This is a genomic window from Stappia sp. ABD4_338, from assembly GCF_056312175.1.
In genome coordinates, this window is the sequence record NZ_CM149982.1 from 869,314 (window position 1) to 894,135 (window position 24,822).

Annotated in this window: 19 protein-coding genes; 11 read left to right on the forward strand and 8 right to left on the reverse strand. The window is 66.2% G+C overall.

The genetic code is table 11. From position 1 onward, the window contains the following. Window positions 1-55 precede the first annotated feature (55 nt). The gene (locus ACYX4S_RS03865; protein ID WP_476361951.1) at window positions 56-1,705 is read left to right on the forward strand and encodes a benzoate-CoA ligase family protein; all 1,650 of its coding nucleotides are present in this window, start codon (window positions 56-58) and stop codon (window positions 1,703-1,705) included. A gap of 33 nt (window positions 1,706-1,738) precedes the next feature. Then, a complete protein-coding gene (locus ACYX4S_RS03870) occupies window positions 1,739-2,179 on the forward strand; it encodes a RidA family protein (protein ID WP_476361952.1) in 441 nt (146 codons plus the stop codon). Window positions 2,180-2,361: 182 nt separating this feature from the next. Here the strand turns inward: ACYX4S_RS03870 and ACYX4S_RS03875 are convergent, their stop codons facing one another. Continuing rightward, window positions 2,362-2,574: a hypothetical protein gene (locus tag ACYX4S_RS03875; RefSeq protein WP_476361953.1), complete on the reverse strand. Its 213-nt coding sequence runs from the start codon at window positions 2,572-2,574 to the stop codon at window positions 2,362-2,364. 244 nt (window positions 2,575-2,818) lie between these two features. Between ACYX4S_RS03875 and ACYX4S_RS03880 the strand changes: the two genes are divergently transcribed. Further along, window positions 2,819-4,564 (forward strand): hypothetical protein, encoded by a 1,746-nt coding sequence (locus ACYX4S_RS03880; RefSeq protein ID WP_476361954.1) that lies wholly within the window; start codon window positions 2,819-2,821, stop codon window positions 4,562-4,564. Window positions 4,565-4,632: 68 nt separating this feature from the next. Here the strand turns inward: ACYX4S_RS03880 and ACYX4S_RS03885 are convergent, their stop codons facing one another. The 4 genes from ACYX4S_RS03885 to ACYX4S_RS03900 all read right to left on the reverse strand — a co-directional run bounded on the left by ACYX4S_RS03885 (window position 4,633) and on the right by ACYX4S_RS03900 (window position 10,242). Beyond that, window positions 4,633-6,831, reverse strand: a complete 2,199-nt coding sequence (locus ACYX4S_RS03885; RefSeq protein ID WP_476361955.1) for an anthranilate synthase component I — start codon at window positions 6,829-6,831, stop codon at window positions 4,633-4,635. A gap of 259 nt (window positions 6,832-7,090) precedes the next feature. Then, window positions 7,091-8,062 (reverse strand): M14 family metallopeptidase, encoded by a 972-nt coding sequence (locus ACYX4S_RS03890; RefSeq protein ID WP_476361956.1) that lies wholly within the window; start codon window positions 8,060-8,062, stop codon window positions 7,091-7,093. Further along, entirely contained in the window at window positions 8,059-9,225 is a 1,167-nt protein-coding gene (gene argE, locus ACYX4S_RS03895) for an acetylornithine deacetylase (protein WP_476361957.1), read from the reverse strand. Before argE ends, ACYX4S_RS03890 begins: the two co-directional genes overlap by 4 nt. A gap of 60 nt (window positions 9,226-9,285) precedes the next feature. Then, window positions 9,286-10,242, reverse strand: coding sequence for a LysR family transcriptional regulator (locus ACYX4S_RS03900; protein ID WP_476361958.1), 957 nt, complete (start codon window positions 10,240-10,242; stop codon window positions 9,286-9,288). Between the two features lie 198 nt (window positions 10,243-10,440). Here ACYX4S_RS03900 and ACYX4S_RS03905 point away from each other — a divergent pair, with 198 nt between their 5' ends. The 7 genes from ACYX4S_RS03905 to serA all read left to right on the forward strand — a co-directional run bounded on the left by ACYX4S_RS03905 (window position 10,441) and on the right by serA (window position 18,343). Further along, on the forward strand, window positions 10,441-12,033 hold the full coding sequence (locus tag ACYX4S_RS03905; RefSeq protein WP_293723811.1) for an ABC transporter substrate-binding protein: 1,593 nt from the start codon (window positions 10,441-10,443) through the stop codon (window positions 12,031-12,033). Window positions 12,034-12,162: 129 nt separating this feature from the next. Next, the gene (locus tag ACYX4S_RS03910) at window positions 12,163-13,140 is read left to right on the forward strand and encodes an ABC transporter permease (RefSeq protein WP_293723813.1); all 978 of its coding nucleotides are present in this window, start codon (window positions 12,163-12,165) and stop codon (window positions 13,138-13,140) included. A gap of 10 nt (window positions 13,141-13,150) precedes the next feature. Further along, complete coding sequence (locus ACYX4S_RS03915; protein ID WP_476361959.1) at window positions 13,151-14,095, forward strand: ABC transporter permease; 945 nt, start codon at window positions 13,151-13,153, stop codon at window positions 14,093-14,095. 5 nt (window positions 14,096-14,100) lie between these two features. Next, window positions 14,101-15,120: an ABC transporter ATP-binding protein gene (locus tag ACYX4S_RS03920; RefSeq protein WP_293723817.1), complete on the forward strand. Its 1,020-nt coding sequence runs from the start codon at window positions 14,101-14,103 to the stop codon at window positions 15,118-15,120. After that, window positions 15,117-16,115, forward strand: a complete 999-nt coding sequence (locus ACYX4S_RS03925) for an ABC transporter ATP-binding protein (protein WP_293723819.1) — start codon at window positions 15,117-15,119, stop codon at window positions 16,113-16,115. Before ACYX4S_RS03920 ends, ACYX4S_RS03925 begins: the two co-directional genes overlap by 4 nt. Window positions 16,116-16,120: 5 nt before the next feature. Then, window positions 16,121-16,981, forward strand: coding sequence for an N-formylglutamate amidohydrolase (locus ACYX4S_RS03930; RefSeq protein WP_476361960.1), 861 nt, complete (start codon window positions 16,121-16,123; stop codon window positions 16,979-16,981). 117 nt (window positions 16,982-17,098) lie between these two features. Next, window positions 17,099-18,343, forward strand: a complete 1,245-nt coding sequence (gene serA / locus ACYX4S_RS03935; RefSeq protein WP_476361961.1) for a phosphoglycerate dehydrogenase — start codon at window positions 17,099-17,101, stop codon at window positions 18,341-18,343. A gap of 34 nt (window positions 18,344-18,377) precedes the next feature. On the opposite strand, the gene ACYX4S_RS03940 is transcribed toward serA, so the two are convergent. From ACYX4S_RS03940 to ACYX4S_RS03950, 3 genes are all read right to left on the reverse strand, one after another. Beyond that, window positions 18,378-18,989, reverse strand: coding sequence for a YceI family protein (locus tag ACYX4S_RS03940; protein WP_476361962.1), 612 nt, complete (start codon window positions 18,987-18,989; stop codon window positions 18,378-18,380). Window positions 18,990-19,111: 122 nt separating this feature from the next. Continuing rightward, the gene (locus ACYX4S_RS03945; RefSeq protein WP_476361963.1) at window positions 19,112-20,035 is read right to left on the reverse strand and encodes an ROK family protein; all 924 of its coding nucleotides are present in this window, start codon (window positions 20,033-20,035) and stop codon (window positions 19,112-19,114) included. Window positions 20,036-20,069: 34 nt separating this feature from the next. Continuing rightward, window positions 20,070-20,885 (reverse strand): DeoR/GlpR family DNA-binding transcription regulator, encoded by an 816-nt coding sequence (locus ACYX4S_RS03950; protein ID WP_476361964.1) that lies wholly within the window; start codon window positions 20,883-20,885, stop codon window positions 20,070-20,072. Window positions 20,886-21,088: 203 nt separating this feature from the next. Here ACYX4S_RS03950 and ACYX4S_RS03955 point away from each other — a divergent pair, with 203 nt between their 5' ends. Further along, window positions 21,089-24,787 carry an autotransporter domain-containing protein gene (locus tag ACYX4S_RS03955; RefSeq protein ID WP_476361965.1) on the forward strand — a complete coding sequence of 1,233 codons (3,699 nt, stop codon included), beginning with the start codon at window positions 21,089-21,091 and terminating at the stop codon, window positions 24,785-24,787. Window positions 24,788-24,822 lie beyond the last annotated feature (35 nt).

The window sequence follows — 24,822 nt, forward strand, 5'->3', positions numbered from 1 at the left end:
CCGGCGAAGACCGGCCGACGTCATCCTCCAGTCCTTCCAGAAGGAGAAGAGCCAAATGGCCCGCTCAGCTCATGTCGATACCTTCGCGGCGGATAATCTGCCGCCGAAGGACCAATGGCCCGAATTCATCAATCTCGAGAGGCTCGGCTATCCGGAGCGGATGAACTGCGCCGTCGAGCTCGTCGACCGCAACGTGTCGGAAGGCCGGGGCGACAAGCTCGCCGTCGTGGGGGCCGCGACCCGGTGGACCTATTCGGAACTCGCCGAAAAGATCAACCGCATCGCCAACGTGCTGGTTGATACCTGCGGCCTGAAGCCCGGCAACAGGGTTCTGCTGCGGTTTCCCAACACGCCGACCATGGTCGCCGCCTATTTCGCCGTGCTGAAGGCGGGCGGTGTCGTGGTCGCCACCATGCCGCTGCTGCGGGCCAAGGAACTGGCCGTCATCGTCGACAAGTCCGAACTGTCCCTGGCGATCTGCGACAACCGCCTCAAGGAGGAGATGGAGCTCACGAAGGCGAAGACGGACCGCCTGTCGACCATTCTCTATTCGGGCGGCGACGAGGCGGGAAGCCTGGAAGCCTTGATGGAGGCGGCCTCACCCGAGTTCACCGCCTGCGACACCTCCACGGACGACGTGTGCCTGCTCGGCTTCACCTCCGGCACCACGGGCGTGCCCAAGGCGACCATGCATTTTCACCGGGATATGCTGGCGATCTGCGACTGCTACGCGCGCGAGGTTCTGCGCCCGCAGGAGAGCGACGTCTTCATGGGCTCGCCGCCGCTTGCCTTCACCTTCGGTCTTGGCGGTCTGGTGCTGTTTCCCTTCCGCGTCGGCGCGACGGCCGTGCTTCTGGAGCGCGCCGGGCCGGACGACCTGCTGAAGGCGATCCCCGAGCTGAAGCCGACGGTGCTCTTCACCGCGCCGACCGCCTATCGGGCGATCCTGGCGAAGAAGGGCGAGACCGACCTTTCAAGCTTGCGCAAATGCGTGTCGGCCGGCGAGGCGCTGCCCAAGGCGACCTGGGACGACTGGCTGGCGGCAACGGGCATCCGCATTCTCGACGGCATCGGCGCGACGGAGATGCTGCATATCTTCATCGCCGCGCGCGAGGACGAGGTGCGCCCGGGGGCGACCGGAAAGCCGGTGCCTGGCTATGAGGCGAAGGTCATCGGTCCCGACGGCCAGGAGGTCGCCGACGGAACGCCCGGGCGGCTTGCCGTGCGCGGCCCCACCGGCTGCCGGTATCTGGCCGACGATCGCCAGGCGAAATACGTCATCGACGGCTGGAACGTCACCGGTGACACCTATATCCGCGATGCGGACGGCTACTTCTGGTACCAGGCGCGCTCAGACGACATGATCGTGTCGTCCGGCTACAACATCGCCGGACCGGAGGTGGAAGGCACGCTTCTCGCCCATCCGGCCGTTGCCGAATGCGGCGTGGTCGGCGCGCCGGACCCGGACCGGGGGCGCATCGTCAAGGCCTATGTGGTGCTGAAGCCCGGCGTGACCGGCGATGCCGCCCTGGTCAAGACGCTGCAGGACTACGTCAAGGCCGAGCTTGCCCCCTACAAGTACCCGCGGGCCATCGAGTTCGTGGACATCCTGCCGCGCACCGAGACCGGAAAGCTGCAGCGGTTCGCCCTGCGCGAGATCGCGACCGGCGGTGCCGATGCCCTTCACGCGCGCGCGGCATCATGATACCGCCTGCCGCACAACGATCCGGATGAGCGAATGAGCAAGACAGCAGAACACATGCCGACAGCCGCCGCGGTGCCTTCGCCGCTGACCGCGCTTCAGCCCGAGGGCTGGCCGCAGCCGAGGGGCTATGCCAACGGCATGGCGGGGGAGGGGCGCTACCTGCTCACCGGAGGCCAGATCGGCTGGCGGCCGGACGGGACGTTTCCCGACAGTTTCGTCGGCCAGATCCGTCAGACGCTGGAAAACGTGGTCGCGGTGGTGCGTGCCGGCGGTGGCGGGCCGGAACACATCGCAAGGCTCACCTGGTATGTCACCGATATCGAGGCCTACCGCAATTGCCTCAAGGAACTGGGGCCGGCCTATCGCGAGGTGATGGGGAAGAACTTCCCGGCCATGGCCGTCGTCGGCGTCACCGCGCTGGTGGAACGGGAGGCGATGGTGGAGATCGAGGGCACGGCGATCGTCCCGGCCTGACAGCCTCGGCGAAGCCGTTGATCCGGCGGCCCGCGCAATACCCTGAAAAGACGAAAGGCCCGGCGTGATCGCCGGGCCTTTCTCGTTCATGCGGCTATCGTCGATGGGCGAAGCGTAGGGGTCAACCCGCAGCGGATTACCGGACGGGGTCGATGCAGGAAAGCCCCGCTTCTGGTCGTGCCCTAAGGCAATTCCTCGAAGCGTGTTTCAATCTGCTTGCGCAACTCGCGCCGCTGTTCGTCGCTGAGACGCGGAATGGGCGTCGGGCCCTCCGGCCTCGCTGCGGCGAGCGAGTCTTCGTAGACCTTTAGAAGGCGGTCGATACCAATGTCGCGGCGTTCTGGAGCTGTCTTCAGCTCCTGCTCAAGCAAAGCGTCTGATTTCTGGTACGGCATCAAAGTGCTCCAGTGCGCACGCCCATGCGTGCAGTGCGGCAAGAGACTGATACGTCAGTATTATTGACCCTGCGGCATATTCTGTTCGTGTTCATATCACACCCAGCTTCCACTGGGGAGCGTTAAATTCATCCTAAGCAAGCTTCACAGGTTACTTGGGGCGGTGCAGACTGCAGGCATAACGGTTTCAAAAACATATTTGTAGAAGAGGGGCCATTTTTCAATGATCTCAACGAGCCAGACCGTGGGGCAGGTGATTGCAGCCGTCCTGCCGAATGGAACCAACGATGACGTTTATACAGAGATGTTCCAGAGTCTTGTGGGCCCAGAGAGCTCTGCACATGAGGTGAAATACGGGTTCCCGCCGGTCATGCCGACCGACCTGTTTGCCGCCGCCGGATACCTGGTCAAGATATCGGGGTTGATTGTTCATTTTGATCCCTCGCCGTATGCCTCAAACGATGGCGGGCAGCGAATCGTCCTGACGACAGAAGATCGGCACGCGCTGAACGACATTTCGGCGGCCTGGCGCAAGGATGGAGCCGTCCCGCATGAGGTGGTCACACGTTGGCGGGGCCTGATCGATGCCTGGGACGAGCCGGTGGTGTTCGGTTCGTCCGTTCGAAATGGCGCACCGCTTCCGAGTTGGTGCGAGGTTGCGTTCAAGCTCGTGATGATTGCCGACATGGCGCTCAACCGGTTGCTGCGGGACCATGTGCCCAGTCGCGCATATGGCGGAGGCCTTTGGGAAGACATCATCAAGACGCTTTATCATCGGGATCATGAAGGAGATAAACCGCGCAGGCCTCCTCCCTCAGTGACCTACATGGCCGACAGCAGCGTGGCTTGCGTGATGCCGAAGGTACGCGTGTCCGGGGTGGGAACCACATTGCGCAATCTGACGCGCAATCTGGCGCTGCTTCCCGGACGGGGCGAGGTCCGTTGCCTGTGGGACCTCACCACGAACGACACGCCGAGCGAAGATCTCGAAACCCTGGACATCCTTCTCATTCCCGCGCCGGTGAAGCTGGAAGGCAAGGACTTCAAGCCGCATGTCGAACCTGGCCGGACAGCGCGTGAGCTGCATCAGTACAAGAAGAACTGGGAGAACTTCGATCTGGCCCAAAGCTGGATCGGATCGAAGGAAAAGGCCAAGCGCTTTATTCGCGATTGCGAGCAACTGGTCAGAAAGGCAAAGCTTGAGTCCGGTTGTGTGAACGGTGTGATCCTGCCGGAATACGCTCTGAACTGGAGGGTTTTCAATGAGCTCTGTGGTCGCCTCAAGGAAGCGGAGCCAAGGCTGGAGTTCGTGATCTCGGGCAGCAGCGACAACTGCGACGGGGCCGCCGGCAATCATGTCCTGACGCGGGTATGGGAGCGCAATGACGGCGCGAAGAAGCACACCTCCACGAGCCGCAGCAAGCATCATCGCTGGCGCATGGACCGCAGTCAGGTCGAAACATACGCGCTGTCCTCGGCGTTGAATCCGAAGATCCGCTACTGGTGGGAGAATTTTCAGCTCCGGGAGCGCGAGATCCATTTTCACCGGTTTCGCAAGAGCTCGGTCATGTCGGTGCTGATTTGCGAGGAACTGGCACGGTCCGAGCCGTGTCATGAGATCCTGCGCGCCGTGGCTCCCAACCTGATCATCGCGTTGCTTCTCGACGGGCCGCAAATCCGCAACCGTTGGCCCGCGCAATACGCATCGAACCTCGCGGACGACCCGGGAAGCTCCGTTTTGACCTTCACCTCATACGGGCTGATCAAGCGTTCGAACCGGCAAGGGCATTTCGATTCCAACCACTCGATTGCCATGTGGAAGGACGATTCCGGGCGTTTCGTTGAGATCCCGATGCCGGACGGAGAGGGGCTGAGGGGTGTCCTTCTGTCCCTCTGGTCGGATCATGTCGTGGACATGACGATCGCGGGAAAGCGGTCGAATGCGCGCGCATGGCGGTATTCGAGCCACTATCCGGTCGTTCTCGACTGACTGCTTCCAGCGGCAACGAGGCACCGGAAGGTGTCTTCCGATGCCTCGTGCAGGTGTTGAGGCGACTTTCAACCCGCGGCGGCTGCGGCGGCTGCGGCGGTGCGGCCCGAGTGTTTCACGAGGCGTCCGACCACGTTGCGGATGATGCGGTGTCCGGCCTCCTGGTCGAGCGACATGATCGACTCGGGATGAAACTGCACGGCGGCGATGGGCTCGGATGCGTGCTCGATGGCCATGACGACCCCGTCGGCGGTTTCCGCCGTGACGCGGAAGCCGTCCGGAAGCGCGTCGCGCTCGGCGAAGAGCGAGTGATACCGCCCGACCGTGACCGGCGAGGCAAGGCCCGAAAACAGCAGGCTGTCGGGGGTGAAGGTCACCGGCGAGGGCTTGCCGTGCATGGGCACCTCGAGCTGTCCGAGCCGTCCGCCGAGGCCTTCGGCCAGTGCCTGCAGGCCAAGGCACACGCCGAAGATCGGCAGGCCGCGCGCCCGTGCCCGGCCGATGGTCGCCGCGCAGTCGAAGTCCTTCGGATTGCCGGGGCCGGGCGAGAGCACCACGAGATCCGGCGCGACGTCATGGAAGACGCTGTCGGCCACCGGCGAGCGGTAGGTCGCCACTTCCGCGCCGGTCTGGCGGAAATAGTTGGCGAGCGTGTGGACGAAGCTGTCCTCGTGATCCACGAGCAGGATCTTCAGGCCCTTGCCCGGAAGGTCGGCCTGCGCGTGGGGCTGCTGCGCGACCCCCTGGCCGGCTTCGCGCACCGCCGCGCGCATGGCCTCCGCCTTCAGCTCGGTCTCGGCCTCCTCCTCCTCCGGCACGCTGTCGAAGAGCAACGTCGCGCCGGCGCGGATCTGGGCGACCCCGTCCTTGATGCGCACGGTGCGCAGCGTCAGGCCGGTGTTCATGTCGCCGTTGAAGAGGATGGCGCCGATGGCGCCGCCATACCAGGCGCGTGGGCTCTTCTCGTGGCGTTCGATGAACTCCATGGCCCAGCGCTTCGGCGCGCCGGTCACCGTCACCGCCCATGTGTGGGACAGGAAGGCGTCGAGCGCATCGAGGTCGGAACGCAGCGTTCCCTCGATGTGGTCCACCGTGTGAATGAGGCGCGAATACATCTCGATCTGCCGGCGGCCGATGACGCGCACCGAACCCGGCTCGCAGATGCGGCTCTTGTCGTTGCGGTCGACGTCGGAGCACATGGTCAGCTCCGCCTCGTCCTTGGCGGAGTTCAGGAGCTTGCGGATCTGCGCCTCGTCCTCGATGGCATTGCGGCCGCGCCGGATGGTGCCGGAGATCGGACAGGTCTCGACCCGCCGTCCGCCGGAAACGCGCACATACATCTCCGGGCTGGCGCCGACGAGATATTCCGCGTTGCCGAGGTTGATGAGGAAGCCGTAGGGGGAGGGGTTGATCTCCTGCAGGCGCCGGGACACGGCAGAAGGGGCCGCGGGACATGCCTCGTAGAAGACCTGCCCTGGAACGGTCTCGAAAAGGTCGCCACGCCGGAAATAGGCCTTCGCCTCCTCCACGAGCCTTGCGTATTCGCCGGGTTCGTGGTCGCCGCGACCGGGCAATCCATTGGCGGGACGGTAGGCCTCGCGCGCGCCATCGCGCGGCAAATCGTCGGTGGAGCGCCCGTCGACCTCGAACTCGTAGGACAGAACCTGCGCCTTTCGGCCGTAGTGATCGACCAGCAGGATCTCGTCGGGAAGGTAGAGCACCACGTCGCGCTGGTCGTCGGGCCGCTCCAGCGCCAGCTCGATGGGTTCGAACTGGAAGGCGAGATCGTAGCCGAAGGCGCCATAGAGGCCGAGATGGCCGTCATCGCAGGCAAACAGGGCGTTGATGGCACGGATCACGGAGAAGACCGAGGGCTGGCGCGAGCGCTCCTCCTCGGAAAAGGCACGCGTGGGGGCGGCCACCGTCATCTCAAGGCGGGTATCGTCGCCCTCGAGGCGGGCAAGCTCGGAAAGCCCGTCCAACGTCTTGCGGATGGCGGGAAGCAGCAGCCGGCCACGGTCGTTCAGCGCGGTGAGCGACACCTCGCGGGCGCGCGATTCCAGCACCAGGGGCGGATTGACCAGGGCCATGTCCCAGCGGGTGTAGCGGCCGGGATACTCATAGGAGGAGGAGAAGACCGCACCGCGCTCCGCATCGAGCCGGTCGATCCAGGGCGAGGTGCCCTTCTCATAGTCGGCCGGGCGGGTCGTGACCCTGATCCCGATGCCACCTTCGGTCGCGAAGCGTTCCTCGCGGTTGATCTGCATGTCCGTCGTCCTCCGTGGGCCGCGGTTCTCCCCCGGGCGGAATGCGCATATGACAAAGCCGCCGGCGGGGTCCCGCGGCGGCTTTCCGATCCTGATGCCCGTGTGACAGTCGGTCACGCGCAGCCGGTTGCCGCCCTTTTCAGGAGCGCCACCACCAGCAGCCGTTCGTGACAATCTTCGTGCTCATGATCCTGTCAGTAGCGCAAGCGGGGCACGGACGCAACGACGTATGCGCACCCGTCCGTGCCCCTGTGGCGGTTCAGACGAGGTAGCGCCCGAGGCGCACCGCCGTCATGCCCTTGTCGAGCCGGCGGCTCGGCATGATGAGCACGGTCCCGTCGACGGGGGCGGTCACCGGCGTGTCGCCGTCGTGGGCGATCACGGTTCCGGCCTTGTCGATCACCTCCATGCCCTTGAAGTCCTGCTCGAAGCGGAAGGCATCCGTTTCTATGGTGACCGGCTGGAGGATCTCGACGAAACGCTGGGCCGACGGCGTGCCGAAGCCCGCGAGCGTGTCCGCGCCGAAATCAGGGGAAACGGCGCCGGTCGCCTGCAGGAAGCGCAGGGAGGAGGCCAGCGCCACGTCGGCGCTCGATTGCTCCCAGTGCTGGCCGCACTCGATCAGCAGCGCGTTCTTCGTGCTGGACGGATCGCCGAAACCGCCATAGTCGCGCAGGCGCTTGCCCGCGGCATGGCCCTTGTCGGCGACCACCAGGGCGGGAACCCCGACGGCGCGGGCAAGGTCACGACCCTTTTCCAGCGCACCGGAGAGTGTCAGCGCTTCGGTCGCGTTCTGCATGGAATGAAGATCCAGCAGCAGGTCCACGGTGTCGACGAAGGGACGCAGCTCCCGGGCGCGGCGGCGCTCGCGGGTGCTGTCATCGGTGAGCGTCTCGTTCTGCCAGAGGCGGTTCATGTCCTCGTCGGCCCATCGCGAGGCGAAGGGATCGGCCTCGTCGTAGAGGTCGTAGGCGTCGAGATTGACGAAGGCGAGGGACAGCTTGCCCGCCAGCGGGCGAACCTCGTTGCGAAACAGCCAGTCGAGGGCGATGGGGCCGCACAGCTCGTTGCCGTGGACCACCGCCGTGATGGCCACATGCGGCCCCGCGCGTCCGCTGTCGAAGGTGGTCACGCCGCGAATGCCGGTGTTGCCGGCGAGATAGGGGGTGATGTCCGTCTTCTTCAGCTCGAGCGGAAACTCGTTCTCCATGCTTCCGGATCCTGCGCTCATCTGATTGCCTCCTCGATCAGGCGGTCGATAAAGGCCTCGCATTTCGCCAGTTCGCTGATCTCGATGAATTCGTCCGCCTTGTGGGCCTGCTCGATGTTGCCGGGGCCGATGACGACCGTGGGCACGGCGCCGATTTCCACGAAACGTCCGGCCTCGGTGCCATAGGCGACCTTGGCGTGATCGTTGCGACCCGCGAGCTTCTTCGCCAGCACGGTGACCTCCGCGTCCGGCGCGGTGTCGATACCCGGGAAACTGGAGATTTCCTCGAAGACGATGCCGGTCTCGGGATCGCGCGCGGTCATCTGCGGCTCGATCACCTCGCGGGCGTAGGCGATGATCTCCTCCACGAGCGCATCGGCGTCCTGCGACGGCAGAACGCGGAACTCGAAGAGGACCTCGCAGGTGTCGGGCACGATGTTGAGAGCCGTGCCGCCGTGGCAGGTGCCGACGTGGGCCGTGGAAAAGCCCACGTCATAGAGATCGTCGCTCGGTCCGCCGGCGAGACGCTCGCCGATCTCGCGAAGCTTGACGATGAGCTGGGCGGCATGCTCGACCGCGTTGACGCCGAAGGGAGCCAGCGAGGAATGGCAGGTCTTGCCCGTGAAGATCGCCTTGTAGGAGCGCTTCGACTTGTGGCCGAGAACCACCTGCATCTCGGTCGGCTCGCCGACGAAACAGGCACGCGGCAGCGGATGCGTGGCAACCAGATGCTCGACCAGGCTCGGCACGCCCTTGCAACCCACTTCCTCGTCATAGGAGAAGGCGAGATGGATCGGCGCCTTGAGCGGGGCGGCGATCATGTCGTCCACCTTGGCGAGACAGCAGGCGAGGAAGCCCTTCATGTCGCAGGACCCGCGTCCGTAGACCCGCCCGTCGCGCTCCGAAAGGTCGAAGGCCGGGGTCGCCCAGGACTGGCCGTCCACCGGAACGACGTCGGTGTGGCCGGACAGGACGTAGCCGGGCTGGTCCGCGGGGCCGATCGTTGCCAGCAGGTTGGCCTTTTCGCCGGTCTCGTCGGGAATGCGGACGCTTTTCACACCGCGTTCGGCGAGAAACGCTTCCACATGGGCGATGAGATCGAGGTTGGAATTGCGGCTCGTGGTGTCGAAGCCCACGAGATCCTTGAGGATGGCAACGGATTTGGGCGCTGCTTGCTGCAACATGTCGGATCCTTTGACCGTCCCCGTCGCTGACCGTGGGGAGGGGACGGACGGGGTTGGCGCTCAGGCGGGTTGCGAATAGGCGTCGGCCGGCACGGCCCGGCGGGCGTATTCGATGAAACTCTGCGCGATCGGCGAAACCGTCCGCGCGGGGGTGAAGAAGTAGGTCAGATACTCGACGCTGGGCCGGAAGGGGCGGAAGACGACCCCCTCGAACGTGCGAAGGGTGACGGGGAACGGGTTGACCAGGCCGATGCCCATGCCCTCGCGCACCAGTTCGCAGACGGAAATGCTGGTGGCGACCTCGGCACGCATCTTCCGTTCCACGCCGTTCTCCAGAAAGATCCGGTCGTAGACGTTGCGCTGGTGAAAGCGGCGGGTGAGGGCGATGAAGGATTCGCCCTCAAGGTCCCGGGGGACGATCTCCTGCCGGTTCGCCAGCGGATGGTCCACGGGAATCGCCGCATGGGCGAAGGCCCGGCGGAAGGGATAAAGGCGCAATCCGTCGTGCTGCACGCGGATGTCGCCGATGCCGAGGTCCGCATTCTCGTCCGCGACGGCGGCGGTCACCGTCAGCGACATGCCGATCTCGAGATGAACGGAGGTGTCGGGGTTTTCCTTCAGGAAGCCGGCGATCAGCCGCGTCACGAGGCGGTGGGCAAGCGTCGGCGGCGCGGTGATGCGCAGGCGCCTGGAATTGGGCGATTCGGCCGCCGTGGCCTGCAGGCTGGCGAGCGTGGTGAAGATCGGCTCGATCTGCTCGTTGAAGGCGAGGCCCTCGGAGGTCGGCTCGATGCGATTGCCGTGGCGCAGGAAGAGCTGGCGGTTGAGTCTGGCCTCGAGCTGGGCGATGGCGCGGCTGACGGCGGGCTGGGAGATGCCGAGCCGATGCGCGGCCGCGGTGGTTTTCCCCTCGGTGATCACGGCGCGCAGCACCTCGAGTTCACGAAAGGTGATGCCACCGAACGCGCTGCCGGGTTCGGCCGGCGCGCCGACGGTCGGGCCTTCGGAGCTGATCATCTTGCGGGTATTTGCCACGAGAATAGGTCTATGCGTCAGAGTTATCGTTTTTCATTTGTCGATTATTAAATCGCATAATAGCCTTTCCTACAAGCCGTGGCAGGCGCCCGCCTTCCGTGAACGGCACCGGTCGGGGATCCCGGATCCCGCTCCGTCCGAGAACACATTCCTTCCAGGGGTCCGGAGGGGAGACATTTGATGAAGACCGTGAAACGGCCGCTCACGCGCGCCCTTCTCGCCGCGGCATGTTCGTCGATCGCGCTGGCCGGTCCGGCTCTTGCCGAGGAGCTTGTGATCGGCGTCGATTCCGAAGCGACCTCCATGGATCCGCATTTCCACAATCTGGGGCCGAACAACCAGCTCGGCTTCATGATGTTCGACCGGCTGGCCAATCCGGACGAGAAGCAGAACTTCAAGCCGGGCCTGGCGGTGAGCTGGAAGCCGGTGGACAAGACCACCTGGGAGTTCAAGCTGCGTGAGGGCGTGAAGTTCCACGACGGCAGCGACTTCAACGCCGACGATGTGATCTGCACCTTCGAGCGTGCGCCCAATGTGCCCAACTCGCCGGCGGGCTTCGGCACCTACACCAAGGGCAAGACGTTCGAGAAGATCGACGACTACACCGTCCACGTGAAGACGGATGCCCCGTATCCGACCATGGTCAACGACCTCGGCAACATCGCGATCGTTTCCAACGAGGGCGGTTGCGAGGGCACCACCGAGGACTACAACTCGGGCAAGGCCGCCGCCGGCACCGGTCCCTACAAGTATTCCGAATACGTTCCGGGCGACCGCATCGTGCTCGAGGCCAACCCGGACTACTGGGGCGACAAGCCGATCTGGGACAAGGTGACGCTGAAGCCGATCAAGGCAGGGCCGTCGCGCGTCGCGGCGCTGCTTGCCGGTGACGTGGACATCATCAACGGTGTGCCGACCACCGACATCGCCACCCTCAAGGCACGTGACGACGTCACGCTGTCGCAGGGCGTGTCCAACCGCGTGATCTACCTTCACATCGACCAGTTCCGCGAGAACTCGCCCTTCGTGAAGGCCAATGGCGGCGGCGACATCAAGAACCCGCTGCTGGACCAGAAGGTCCGCAAGGCCATCTCCAAGGCGATCTCGCGCGAGCTCATCCGCGACCGCGTGATGGAAGGGCTCTCGATTCCGGCCGGCCAGCTCCTGCCCGAAGGCTTCTTCGGCGTGTCGGAGAACCTGAAGCCCGAGCCCTATGACGCGGAAGGCGCCAAGGCGCTGCTCGCCGAGGCCGGTCTGCCCGACGGTTTCGAGCTGACGATCCACGGCCCGAACGACCGCTATGTCAACGACGCCAAGATCGCCGAGGCCATCGCGCAGATGCTGACGCGCGTCGGCATCAAGACGCAGGTCGAGACCATGCCGCGTTCGGTCTATTTCACCCGTGCCTCCACCGGAGCGGACGGCCTGCCGGAGTTCTCGCTGATCCTGGTCGGCTGGGGCGCCGGTTCGGGCGAGGCGTCCTCGCCGCTGCGCGCGCTCATCGCCACCTTCGACAAGGAGAAGGGCATGGGCACCGCGAACCGTGGCCGCTACTCCAACCCGGAGGTGGACAAGGTGATCGAGGAGGCGCTCGCGGAAGTCGACGACGAGAAGCGCGCCGACCTGCTCGCCAAGGCGACCGAGCTTGCCATCGAGGACCTGGCGATCATTCCGATCCACTACCAGGTCAACACCTGGGCGAGCCGCAAGGGTCTCAAGTACATCCCGCGCACGGATGAGTACACGGTCGCCTATGGCGTCGTGAAGGAGTAAGCCCGGGGCGGGCGCGCCCGCGCGCCCGCACGGCATTCCGTCCCCAACACGTCAGCCGCCGCCCGGATCCGGGCGGCGGCCCGTCACGGCGCCTTGAGCGCGACACGCCAGGTTCGGAAACCCCACCGCATGAGCGTCTTCATTCTCCGGCGCCTGCTCCAGAGCGTTCTCGTCATGGTGGCGATGGCCGTTCTGGTGTTCTTCGGCGTCCATCTCGTCGGCGATCCCGTCTACATGTTCATCACCCCGGACATGGACCAGGCCGACATCGAGCAGGTGACCCGGGCGCTCGGCCTCGACCGGCCGATCTGGGAACAGTTCTGGATCTTCCTCACCAATGCCGTCACCGGAAACCTGGGCAAGTCCTTCGTGTTCGGCGAACCGGCGCTGGGCCTCATCATCGAACGGATGCCGGCGACGCTGGAGCTGGCCTTCGCGGCCCTGCTGATGGCGGTGGTGATCGGCATTCCGCTCGGCCTCTACGCCGGGCTCTATCCCGACAGCGCGGCGTCCAAGACCATCATGGCCGGATCGATCCTCGGCTTTTCGCTGCCCACCTTCTGGGTTGGCATCATGATGATCATGGTGTTCGCGGTGATGCTGGGCTGGTTGCCATCCACGGGGCGCGGCGACACGGTCGACGTGCTCGGCGTGCCCCTGTCGTTCCTGACGATCGACGGGTTGCGACATCTGGCGCTGCCGGCGCTCAACCTCGCCCTGCTGAAGATCTCGCTGGTCATCCGCCTGACGCGGGCCGGCACCCGCGAGGCGATGTTGCAGGACTACGTGAAGTTCGCCCGCGCCAAGGGCCTGCCGCGCGGACGCATCGTCGGCGTGCACATTCTCAAGAACATCCTGATCCCGGTCGTCACCGTGCTCGGGCTCGAGTTCGGCTCCCTCATCGCCTTCTCGGTGGTGACGGAGACGATCTTCGCCTGGCCGGGGATGGGCAAGCTGCTGATCTCCTCCATCCAGCAGCTCGACCGGCCCGTGATCGTGGCCTACCTGGTGATGATCGTGTTCCTCTTCGTCGTCATCAACCTGATCGTCGACATCCTCTATTCGATCCTCGATCCGCGCGTGCGGCTCGCCGATCGCGGCCAGTAAGGGGAGCTTCATGACCTCCACCGATACCAAAGAGGCGGCGGGAGCGGCCGGACCGGGCGCATCCGTCCTGCCCGCGCCGCCACCGGAAAGCGGGTTCCGCCGCTTCCTGTCCGACTTCTGCGAAAGCCGTATCGCGGTGGGCGCCGCGCTGATTTTCGCGACCATCGTCTTCCTCGCCGTGTTCGCCCCCTGGATCGCGCCGCAGGACCCCTACGATCTCGCCACCGTCTCCATCTTCGACGCCCGCATGCCGCCCGGCGCGGAAAGCATGGACGGCTATACCTTCTGGCTCGGCACGGACGGGGCGGGGCGCGACCTCTTGTCGGCCATTCTCTACGGGCTGCGCATCTCGCTGTCGGTCGGCGTTTCCTCCGCGGTGATCGCGGTGCTCGTCGGCATGACCATCGGTCTGATCGCCGCCTATGCGGGCGGGCGCACCGAAACGCTGATCATGCGCCTCGTCGACATCCAGCTTTCGCTCCCGGCGGTGCTGATCGCGCTGATGCTGCTGGCGATCCTCGGCAAGGGCGTCGACAAGATCATCATCGCGCTGGTGGTGGCCCAGTGGGCCTACTACGCGCGAACGGTGCGTGCCTCGGCGCTCAGCGAGCGGCGGCGCGAATACGTGGAGGCCGCCGCCTGCCTCGGCCTGTCCCACGCACGCATCGTCTTCCGCCACATCCTGCCCAACTGCATCGCGCCGCTGATCGTGGTGGGCACAGTGCAGACCGCCCACGCCATCGCGCTGGAGGCGACGCTGTCGTTCCTGGGCCTCGGCCTTCCGCAGACCGAGCCCTCGCTCGGGCTGCTGATCTCCAACGGCTTCGAGTACATGCTTTCGGGCAAGTACTGGATCGCCGTCTTCCCCGGCGTCGCGCTGCTCATCACGATCGTCTCGATCAACATGGTGGGCGACCAGTTGCGCGACGTGCTCAATCCCAGGCTTCAAAGGTGAGCGCGATGACGGGCGAAACGGTGCTTGAGGTCGAGAACCTCAAGACGCATTTCTTCACCAAGGCGGGCGTCGCCAAGGCGGTCGACGGCGTGTCCTTCTCGCTGCGCAAGGGCGAGGTGCTCGGCCTCGTGGGCGAAAGCGGCTCCGGCAAGACCGTCACCGGCTTCTCGCTGATGGGGCTCGTGGATGCGCCCGGGCGCATTGTCGAGGGCTCCATCCGTCTTGCCGGGCAGGATCTCGTCGGGCGGCGCGAGGAGGAATGGCGAAAGCTGCGCGGCAGCCGCATCGCCATGATCTTCCAGGATCCGATGATGACGCTGAACCCCGTTCTGCGCATCGACACGCAGATGATCGAGGCCATCCGCGCCCATGCCGGCGTGTCGCGCGAAGCGGCGCGGGAGCGGGCGCGAGAGGCACTGGCGCGCGTCGGCATTCCCGCACCCGACGAACGGCTCGAAGCCTATCCGCACCAGTTTTCCGGCGGAATGCGCCAGCGTGTGGCCATCGCCATCGCGCTGCTCAACGAGCCGGACGTGATCGTCGCCGACGAGCCGACCACGGCGCTCGACGTGACCATCCAGGCGCAGATCCTCTACGAGGTGCAGAAGCTTTGCGCCGAGAGCGGTCTCGCCATGATCTGGATCACCCACGATCTCGCCGTCGTCGGCGGGCTCGCGGACCGGATCGCGGTCATGTACGCGGGCCGCATCGTGGAGGAGGGGCCGGTCGGCGAGGTGCTCGACGCTCCGGCCCATCCCTACACGCTCGGTCTCGTCGGCTCGGTGCCGAGCCACAACCGGCGCGGCGAGCGGCTGGCGCAGATCCCCGGCATGACGCCGTCGCTGCTCTCGCTTCCCGCCGGCTGCACCTTCGCCCAGCGCTGCCCGCGCGCCACCAGCGTCTGCGCGGGGATGCCCGAGCTTGCCTTCTCGGGGGGCGGAGCGGACGCGCGCGCGGTGCGTTGCCACCATCCCCATGTCGACCTTGCGGCCGCCGCCGCCGGACCTGCCGGAGACGTTCGATGAGCACCGCGCCGATCCTGCGTCTGGAGAATGTCTCCAAGCGCTTCACCCGCAAGCTCGATGCGGCCGAACGCATCGCCAACCTCTTCGGCGCGGCGCGTCAGGAAGAGGTGGTGCATGCGGTCGACGACGTGTCGCTGGCCATCGGCGAGGGCGAGGTCGTCGGCCTGGTGGGCGAATCGGGCTGCGGCAAGTCCACCCTCGGACGTGTCGTGGCGGGCGTTCACTCGGCCAGTGCCGGCAAGGTCTTCTGGCGGGACAAGGACGTCTCCCGCCTGTCGGGGGCCGAGCGCCGCGACGCGATCCTCAAGATCCAGATGATCTTCCAGGACCCCATGTCCTCGCTCAATCCCCGTTTCCGGGTGAAGGACATCGTCGGCGAGGCGCCGAAGGTGCACGGGCTCGTCGGCAAGGGCGATCTCGATGGCTATGTGGACGAGATGCTGCTGCGCGTCGGGCTCGATCCGAGCTTCAAGACCCGCTATCCGCACCAGTTCTCCGGCGGTCAGCGCCAGCGCGTCGGCATTGCCCGCGCGCTTGCGGTGAACCCGGAGTTCCTCGTCTGCGACGAAAGCATCGCCGCGCTCGACGTGTCGATCCAGGCGCAGGTCATCAACCTGTTCATGGATCTCAGGCGCGACCTCGGCCTGACCTATCTCTTCATCAGCCATGACCTGGGCGTGGTGGAGCATCTCGCCGACCGGGTGGTGATCATGTACCTCGGCCGCGTGGTGGAAAGCGCGCCGGTGGCCGAACTCTTCGCCGACCCCAACCACCCCTATGCGAAGGCCCTCCTCGCGGAGGTGCCCCGCATCGATGCGCGCAAGCGTGTGTTCCAGCCGGTGAAGGGCGAGATTCCCTCGCCGCTCGCGCCGCCCCCGGGCTGTCATTTCCACCCGCGCTGTCCGCATGCCATGGCGCGATGCAAGGTCGAGATGCCGAAGCTCAAGGAAATCGCGCCCGGGCGTGTTTCCGCCTGCCATCTCAACGAGGGCTGAGTGGCATGACAGCGCAGGCCGGCGAGGCGATGACCGAGATCCGGCGGCCCGAAGGTCCGCCGGTCGCGCTCGTGCTCGACAGTCCGCATTCGGGCACGGTCTATCCGGACGACTTTCGTGCAATCGAACCGCCGGGGCGCTATCGCCGCAGCGAGGACATGTATGTGGACGAGTTGTTCGCGGCCGGTCCCTCGCTCGGGATGCCTTTGCTCGCGGCGCGCTTCGCCCGCGCCTATTGCGATGTGAACCGCGCGCGCGACGATCTCGATCCGTCCGTTCTGGACAGGGCCGACGGGCTGCGGCTTGCCCCCTCCGCCAAGGCGATGCTTGGAAAGGGCGTGATCTGGAGCGCGACGCCGCCGGACGGGGCGCCGCTTCTCGACGGCCCCGTGCGGCGCGCCGACTACGAGGCGCGGCTCGCGCGTTGCTGGGAGCCGTATCACGCGGCGCTGGCCGGCCTTCTGGCGGAAAGCCGCGACGCGTCGGGGCGGGTCTTCCATCTCGACCTGCATTCCATGCAGCCGGTGGCGAACGCCATGCACGAGGATGCGACGGGCTCCCGCCGTCCCGACATGGTGCTCTCCGACCGGGAGGGAACGACCGCCTCGCCGGCCTTTCTTGAAACGGCGCGCTCGCTTCTCGCCGGGCTCGGATTCTCGGTTGCCGTCAACGATCCCTTCAAGGGGGCGGAGATCCTGCGCCTGCACGGCAATCCGGCCGCCGGCGTGCACTCGCTGCAGATCGAGGTGAACCGGGCGCTTTACATGGACGTGGAAGGCTTCGCCCGGACGGACCGCTTTGCCGAGACGCAGGCCCGCCTGACACAGTTCCTGAAGGGGCTGCGCGACTGGGTCGCGTCCGTCTGAGGCGGGAATTCGCGCCAGGGCAGTTGAAATTTCCCCGAGGACGGTGCACCAGAGCGTCGACAGGAGACGGCGCGGCCTCCTCCCGCGTGCGCTCCCCCCGACCACGGAACCGCCCTCATGACCACCGGCCTGTCGCGCCCCAAGGATCAAATCCGCTGGCTCCTGCTTGAAGGCATCAGCCCGACCGCCTCCGTCCTGCTCGAGCAGGCGGGCTACACCAACGTCACGAAGCTGAAGACCGCGCTCGACCGCGATGCGCTGATCGAGGCCCTGCAGGGCGTGCATATCGTCGGCATCCGCTCGCGGACCCAGATCGACGAGACGATCCTGAAGGAGGCGGGCACGCTCGTCGCCGTGGGGTGCTTCTCGGTCGGCACCAACCAGGTCGACCTCGTGAACGCCAACCGGCGCGGCATCCCGGTCTTCAACGCGCCGTTTTCCAACACCCGCTCGGTCGCCGAACTCACGATGGCCGAGATCGTCATGCTGATGCGCGGCGCCTTCACCAAGTCCATGGCGGCCCACGGTGGCGGCTGGCTGAAGTCCGCGGCCGGAAGCAACGAAGTGCGCGGCAAGACGCTCGGCATCGTCGGCTATGGCAACATCGGCTCGCAGCTTGCCGTCCTCGCCGAGGCGATGGGCCTGAAGGTGATCTACTACGATCACACCGACAAGCTGCGCCACGGCAACGCCGAGCCGACCGCTTCGCTCGCGGAGCTTCTGGCGGCGGCCGATGTCGTCTCGCTGCATCTGCCGCAGACGCCGGAAACGCGCGGCATGATCGGCGCGGCCGAAATCGCGATGATGAAGAAGGGTGCCTATCTCATCAACAACGCGCGGGGCACGGTGCTCGACGTGGATGCGCTGGCCGAGGCGCTCAAGTCCGGCCATCTGGCGGGTGCCGCCGTCGACGTGTTCCCCAGCGAGCCCAAGTCGAACGACGAGGAGTTCGTCTCGCCCCTGCGTGGCCTCGACAACGTGATCCTGACGCCGCATATCGGCGGCTCGACCGAGGAGGCGCAGGAGCGCATCGGCGAGGAGGTCGCGCGGCGGCTCATCGAGTATTCGGACGTGGGATCGACCATCGGCGCGGTGAACGTTCCGCAGGTGCAGCTTCCCAAGGGCACCAACAACACCCGCTTCATCCAGGTGCAGCGCAACCTGCCGGGCGAACTCGGCAAGCTCAACGACCTCTTCGCCCGCTACGAGATCAACATCGCCGCCCAGCACTACCAGACCGACGGCGAGATCGGTTACGTGGTGCTGGACGCCGAAGGGCCGGTGGCGAACGGTGTCGAGATTCTCGAGGCGATCCGCGCGCTGCCCGGCACCATCCGCGCAAGGCTGCTCAACCGGGTCTGACGCGTCCGGCGGGCGGTCGTCCGTCCGCCCGCGCCTACTGGCGGATGGCCTCCAGGTCGATGAGGATCTCGACCTCGTCGCCGACGAGGCCTCCCTCCAGCGCGTAGGTGGAGCCGAAGTCGGACCGGCGCAGCGTCGTGCGGGCGCTGATGCCGGTGACATAGGTCCCTCCGAAGGGGTAGTCGCCGGACTTGTTCCAGGTGACGTCCAGCGTGACCGGCCTGGTCACGCCGCGCAGGGTGAGGTCTCCCGTCACCTTGCCGGTGCGCTCGCCCGTGGGCTCGGAATCCGTCATGACGAAGGTCGCCAGGGGATGGGCCCCGGCATCGAGAAAGTCGTCCGAGCGCAGATGCTCGTCGCGCGCCTTGTTGTTGGAAAAGACGCTGCGGGTGTCGATTTCCACCTTCAGGTCCGACAGCGTGCGTGCGTCCTCGTCGAAGGTGAAAGCGCCCGACCCCTTCAGGAACATGCCCCATGTCGGCGCGTAGCCGATGTGCACGGCGTTGAAGACGATGGAAAAATGCGCCGGGTCGATGCGGTAGTCGCGCGGCTCGGCCCGTGCCGGGCCGCTCGTCGCGAGGCCGATCGCAAGAGCGGGCGCGGCAAGGGCGGTCGCGAAACGGCGAAAGCGGATTGAGCGGGTCACGGTGTCCTCCCGGTCGATCACGTCGGTTCGAGGGCTGTGTTCACCTCAAGGTCTGGCGGTCACCATCACGGATATAGGCCGTGTGCGCCCCGTGGCGAGGTGTGCCGGGACGGGGAGGCCGCTCAGGCGTTCCACAGCCAGGCGGCGCCGCGCACGCCGGAGCTGTCGCCATGCGCGGCCCTGCGGATCGGCACCTCATAGTGATCGGAGAAGATGAAGGGCGCCATGGCGTCGGCCAGGCCGGTGTAGAGCTCGTCGACGTTCGACATGCCGCCGCCGAGCACGAACACATCCGGATCGATCAGGTTGGCGGCCATGGCCATGGCACGCCCGAGGCGCGAGATGTAGCGCTCGAGGCTGCCCCCGGCGACCGGGCAGCCCTCGCGGGCGCGTTCCACGATCTCGCGACCCGTCAGCGCCTCGCCGCTTGCCTGTTCGAAGTCCCATTGAAACCCCGTGCCCGAGCACAGCCGGTCTATGGTGCCGCGATGGCCGGTCCAGCACTCCGGTCCGGGATATTCGTCCTCGCGCATCCAGGGCACGGGAATGTTGCCCCATTCGCCGCCGATTCCATTGGCGCCGCGATGGGCACGCCCGTCGATGGCGATGCCCGAGCCGCATCCCGTGCCGATGATGATGGCGTGCACGACATGCGCGCCGGCGCCGGCTCCGTCGGTCGCCTCCGAGACGGCGAGACAGTTGGCGTCGTTCTGGATGCGCACGGGACGGGCGAGGGCCTCTTCGAGGTCCCTGTCCAGCGGCTTGCCGTTCATCCAGGTCGAGTTGGCGTTCTTCACCAGGCCCGTCGCCGGGGACAGGGAGCCCGGGATGCCGAGCCCGACGCTGCCGGCAAGGCCGGTCTCCGCTTCCGCCGCCCTTACGAGATCGCGCACGGCCGCGATGCAGCCGGCATAGTCGTCGCGCGGGGTGGGAACGCGCTTGCGAAAGCGCTCCGCGCCCGAAGCGGCGTCGAGCGCGATCACTTCCATCTTCGTGCCGCCCCAGTCGATGCCGAGGCGAAGGGAGAGGCTTTGCGGGTCGCTCATGCGTTGTATCCGGAACCTGTTGGGGAGATTCGTGTCAGACGAGAATGTCCACGCTCGCGGCTTTCGCGCGTTGGCACAATGCCTCGTCGGGCCGTTCGTCGGTGACGAGCGTCGTGACCATCTCCAGGCTGCCGAGGCGCACGAGCGCGCGCTTGCCGAACTTGCTGCTGTCCACGGCGAGAATGCGGCGGTCCGCCTGGCCAAGGGCGGCGGCGACGGCGGCGACCTCGGCCTGGTCGTCATCGTAGAGGTTGCCTTCCGCATCGATCCCGCTCACGGAGACGACCGCGTGATCGAAGCGGAACTGGCGAATGAACTCGTCCGTGTTCTCCTGGAACAGTCCGCCGTCCACGGGGCGCACGAAGCCGCCGGGTATCGCGAGCGCGAAGTCCGAATTCTCGCTCAGGATCGAGGCGACGCGCAGGCTGTAGGTGACCACGCGCAGGTCGCGGCGGGCAAGAAGCGCCTGCGCAACCGCCTCGCAGGTCGTGCCAGTGTCGATGAAGATGGCCGCGCCGTCGGGCACAAGGTTCGCTATGCTTGCCGCGATCCTGAGTTTCTGAGGCGCCTGCTGCAGGCGTCTTTCCCGAAGGGTGAGGGGAGTGACCGGTGCCACGAGCGCGGCGCCGCCGTGCAGCCTGCGCACCTTCCCCAGAGCTTCCAGCGCCATGATGTCGCGGCGGGCCGTCTGGGTCGTGACCGAGAACAATTTCGTGATCTCGTCCACTGATATGAAGCCGTTTTCTTCAATGTATTTTTCAATGAACGATTTTCTGGACTCTTTTTTGTTTCCTTCTGTTTTGTATTTCCGCTGCGTATCCATTTCGAATAATCCGGTCTTCATCTTCATTCTTGGACATTCGCTACTGTTGCATTTTTTTTGTCGGATGTCTCCTTGAAATTGTAATCAAACTGACAAGCGCTTCCAATAATGTCCGTAAAGCAACATTTTTTGTTGTTAATCAGACATAGTGGGAAGGCGCAGTTATGAGTAACCTGGGTGAGACAGGGCGTTCGCGCGATGCGGCGACGTCGTTTGAAAATGACCGCGGCATGGATATCGCCCGCCGCGCCGGCAAGGGCAGGCGCGTGCTGCGCGCCGCCATGGCGCATCTCCTGTGCGGAGTCGCCGTACTGGGCGTTCTGAGCGGCGAAGCCGCGGCTCAGGCGGCGCAAAAGGACGGCATTCGCGTTCTGACCTTCAACACCTGGGGGGATGGTTCCAACAGCGGCCTGCGTGCCGACCCGACCCGGATGTCGGACTTCTTCCTCAACGGCGACTATGATGTGATCGCGCTGCAGGAGAGCACGTCGGGTGTTTATCGCAACGCGTTCCTGTCCATGCTGCCGAGCCTTGGCCTTGGCACCTACGAGGCCAGCCAGCGCGATGATTCCTCCGTTCTTTCAAGGCTTCAGGGCAGCGTCGGCTCCCTGAAGGATCTCGTGCCCGGCAGCGGGTACGACCGCTTCATCGGTTATGCGGCGCTGGATGCGCAAAAGGGCATGCCGAAGATGGGCGTCGGCTCCGTCCATTTCGACTATCACGACGAGCCCGGGGTGCGCATTGCCGAGGCCAAGGGGCTGAACGCGATCGCGCAAGGGGTGACGAACCCGCTGCTGATCGTCGGTGACTTCAATGCCGGCGACGTCTCGGAACGCGGGCTGCACTCGGCTGAGCAGGCGTCCTACCTGTTTGCCCGCGTGATGATGGATGGCGGCAGTTCGCAGCTCTGGAAGGATCTCGCCGAACAATACACGCCCGCGGGCCGCGAGGCCGAGTTCCAGGCCTATGTCGCCGACATGCGGAGCGGGGGAAGCGGCTCCGAGAAGTATCGGCAGGTGATTTCCGACTATTTCGACGCGCATCGCGCGGACTATCCCGGTGCCAGCGACGCTGGCCAGTTGAGCTGGCGCCAGTGGGAGGAGATCATCGCCAGGGACATGGCCGACAAGGGCCTGACCTTCGAGGATGAAACCTATCCGGTGGATGCCAATCTGCCCGTGACCATGAACGTCCTGAAGAAGGACTACATCCTGCTTCAGAACGAGAGCGAGCGGGAGCTGTTCGAGCCCATCGACGCAGGCGACGGGCGTACCACGTGGACCTCGAAAGGCGAGGATCACACCAACACATGGACGAGCTGGGACCACGTCAAGATCGACCACTTCATCGCCGCGCGTCCCTTCGGCAAGTGGATGGTACTCGATGACGATCCGAACGATCCCTACACCGGCGTCCTCACCGACACGGCATACAGCAACGATGGATCGCGTCAGCTTTCCGATCACGAACTCGTCGCCCACACTGTGCGCTGGGTGGGGCCGGTGCTGCAGGACCTCACGCCGGACGGCGCCAGCAAGCGCATCATCTGGGGGGCTGCCGCCAACACGTTCGACGAGGCGGGTGGCGTGTTCCACCTGACCCGCAACAACAAGCGCACGGACGTCTATCTCGGCCAGATCTCGGATGCGGACGGCAACCCGATCCTCACGGGCCTGACCGAGGCGGAAAAGAAGACCCTGCTCGACTGTTCCAGCCAGGACGCGGGCCTGCAGGCGGCGATCCAGGAATATTGCATCGACGATCACACCTTCATCGGCGAGACCGTGGTCACCGACAACGGCACGGTGATTGTGGACGAGGATGCGGCCCTGGGCCAGGCAACCGCCGACCTGCGACTGGTCAACGGCCGGCTGCGGATCGCGGGAACCGACATGAGCGCGCTCGACCGCCAGGTGGCGCTCGATGCCGTCGGCCGCATCGAGGTCGAGGAGGCGGCGAACACCGTCTCGCTCGCGCAGGGCGTGTCGGGTGCCGGCGTTCTCGTCAAGGAAGGGGCGGGCACGCTCTCGCTTGATGCCGCCAACAGCTATGCCGGTGGCACCGTCGTGGAGGCGGGCCGCCTCACGCGCACGCTTGCCGGCGGGTTCGTGCAGAACACCGGCTATGAGGTCAATGGCGGCACGCTGGATCTCGGCGGTTTCGACCTCACGGCCTCACGGCTTTCGGGCGCCGGTGGCACGATCGCGCTGGGCGGGGCCTCGCTCGAGGTCGATCAGTCGGTGAACACGCGCTTCGACGGCGTGATTTCGGGCACCGGCGGGCTTGCCAAGTCCGGCACCGGCGCGCTGGTCCTCAACGGGCAGAACACCTACACGGGAACCACCCGCGTTGACGGCGGCTGGCTGGTCGTCGGCGATGCGGATCATGCGGACGCGAGCCTTGCCGGCACCGTATCGCTTGGCTCCGGCGGTCACATCGGCGGCGCGGGAACGCTGGGCACGCTGGCGCTCGACAACGGCGCCGTCCTGGCACCGGGCAACTCCATCGGCACGCTCAAGGTCGCGGGCGACCTTTCCTTCTCCTCCGGGTCGGTCTTCCAGGTCGAGATCGACGCGAGCGGGGCGGGCGACCGGGTCGAGGTCGGCGGCACCGCGACCCTTGGCGGGGCCACCGTCGACATCGCCAAGGCCGTCGGCAGCTATGGCGTGGGGCAGCGCTACACGATCCTGACGGCGGCGGGCGGTGTGTCTGGAACCTTCGGCAACCTGACGCAGAACCTGCCGTTCCTCGATCTCACGCTCGCCTATGATCCGGATGCGGTGCATCTGGACGTGCTCCGCAACACGGCGTCCTTCGACAGCATCGCGCAGACCGGCAACCAGCGCAGCACGGCCAATGCGGTCGAGGCGCTTGGCGTGGGCAACGCGGTCTATGACGCGGTGGCGCGCCAGGCGAGCGACACCTCGGCGCGGGCGACGTTCGATGCGCTGTCGGGCGAGGTTCATGCCTCGGTCAACACCGTGCTCGCCAATGACGCGGGCCTGCTGCGCAACGCCGCCAACGACCGGGTGCGGGCGCTCTTCGGCGACGGCGGCAGCGATGGTGCGCTTGTCTCGACCAACGGGCCGGCGCCTCGGGAGAGCGTGTCCCGGGCGGTCTGGGGCGAGGCTCTGGGCGGCTGGGCGGAAACCGACGGCACCGGCAACGCGGCCCGGCTGAAGCAGTCGACCGGCGGGCTGGTCGTGGGTGTCGACGGCACCATCGGCGACACCTGGCAGGTGGGCGTGCTGGCGGGCTTCACCCGCACCACGTTCGACACGGCCGGCAAGGCCTCGTCGGGCAATGCGGAAACGGCGCATGTGGGCGTCTACGGCGGCACGCGCTTCGGCAACGTTGCGCTGAAGGCGGGGGCCACGCACTCCTGGCACGCGCTGAAAACCTCCCGGCAGGTGGTCGCGCCGGGTCTGACGGAAACGCTCTCGGCCGACTATGACGCCCGCACGCTGCAGGCGTTCGGCGAGGTCAGCTACATGGCCCGCTGGCAGGCGGCGACCCTCGAGCCCTTCGCCAACCTGGCCTATGTGCGCACGGACACGGACGGTTTTGCCGAAACCGGCGGCGCGGCGGCGCTTTCCGGCGGCAGCGAGAGCCAGGGCACGGCCTACACCACGCTCGGCCTGCGCGCCGAGACGCCGTTCACGATCGGCACGGTGCGGCTCAATGCCCACGGCATGGCCGGCTGGCAGCATGCCTTCGGTGACATCACGCCCACGGCGCGGATGAATTTCGCCGGCGGGGCGGCCTTCTCGGTCGACGGCGCGCCGATCGCGGAAAACACAGGCCTCGTCGAGGCGGGGCTGCGGGCCGCGCTGGGCAGCCGCACCACGGCGGGCCTTTCCTACGCGGGCGAGTTCGGCGACGGCGTGTCCCGCAACACGGTCAAGGCGCGCCTGTCGCTGCGCTTCTGATCCCCGGCACCCGCGCCCTTGGGCGGGGACAGGAC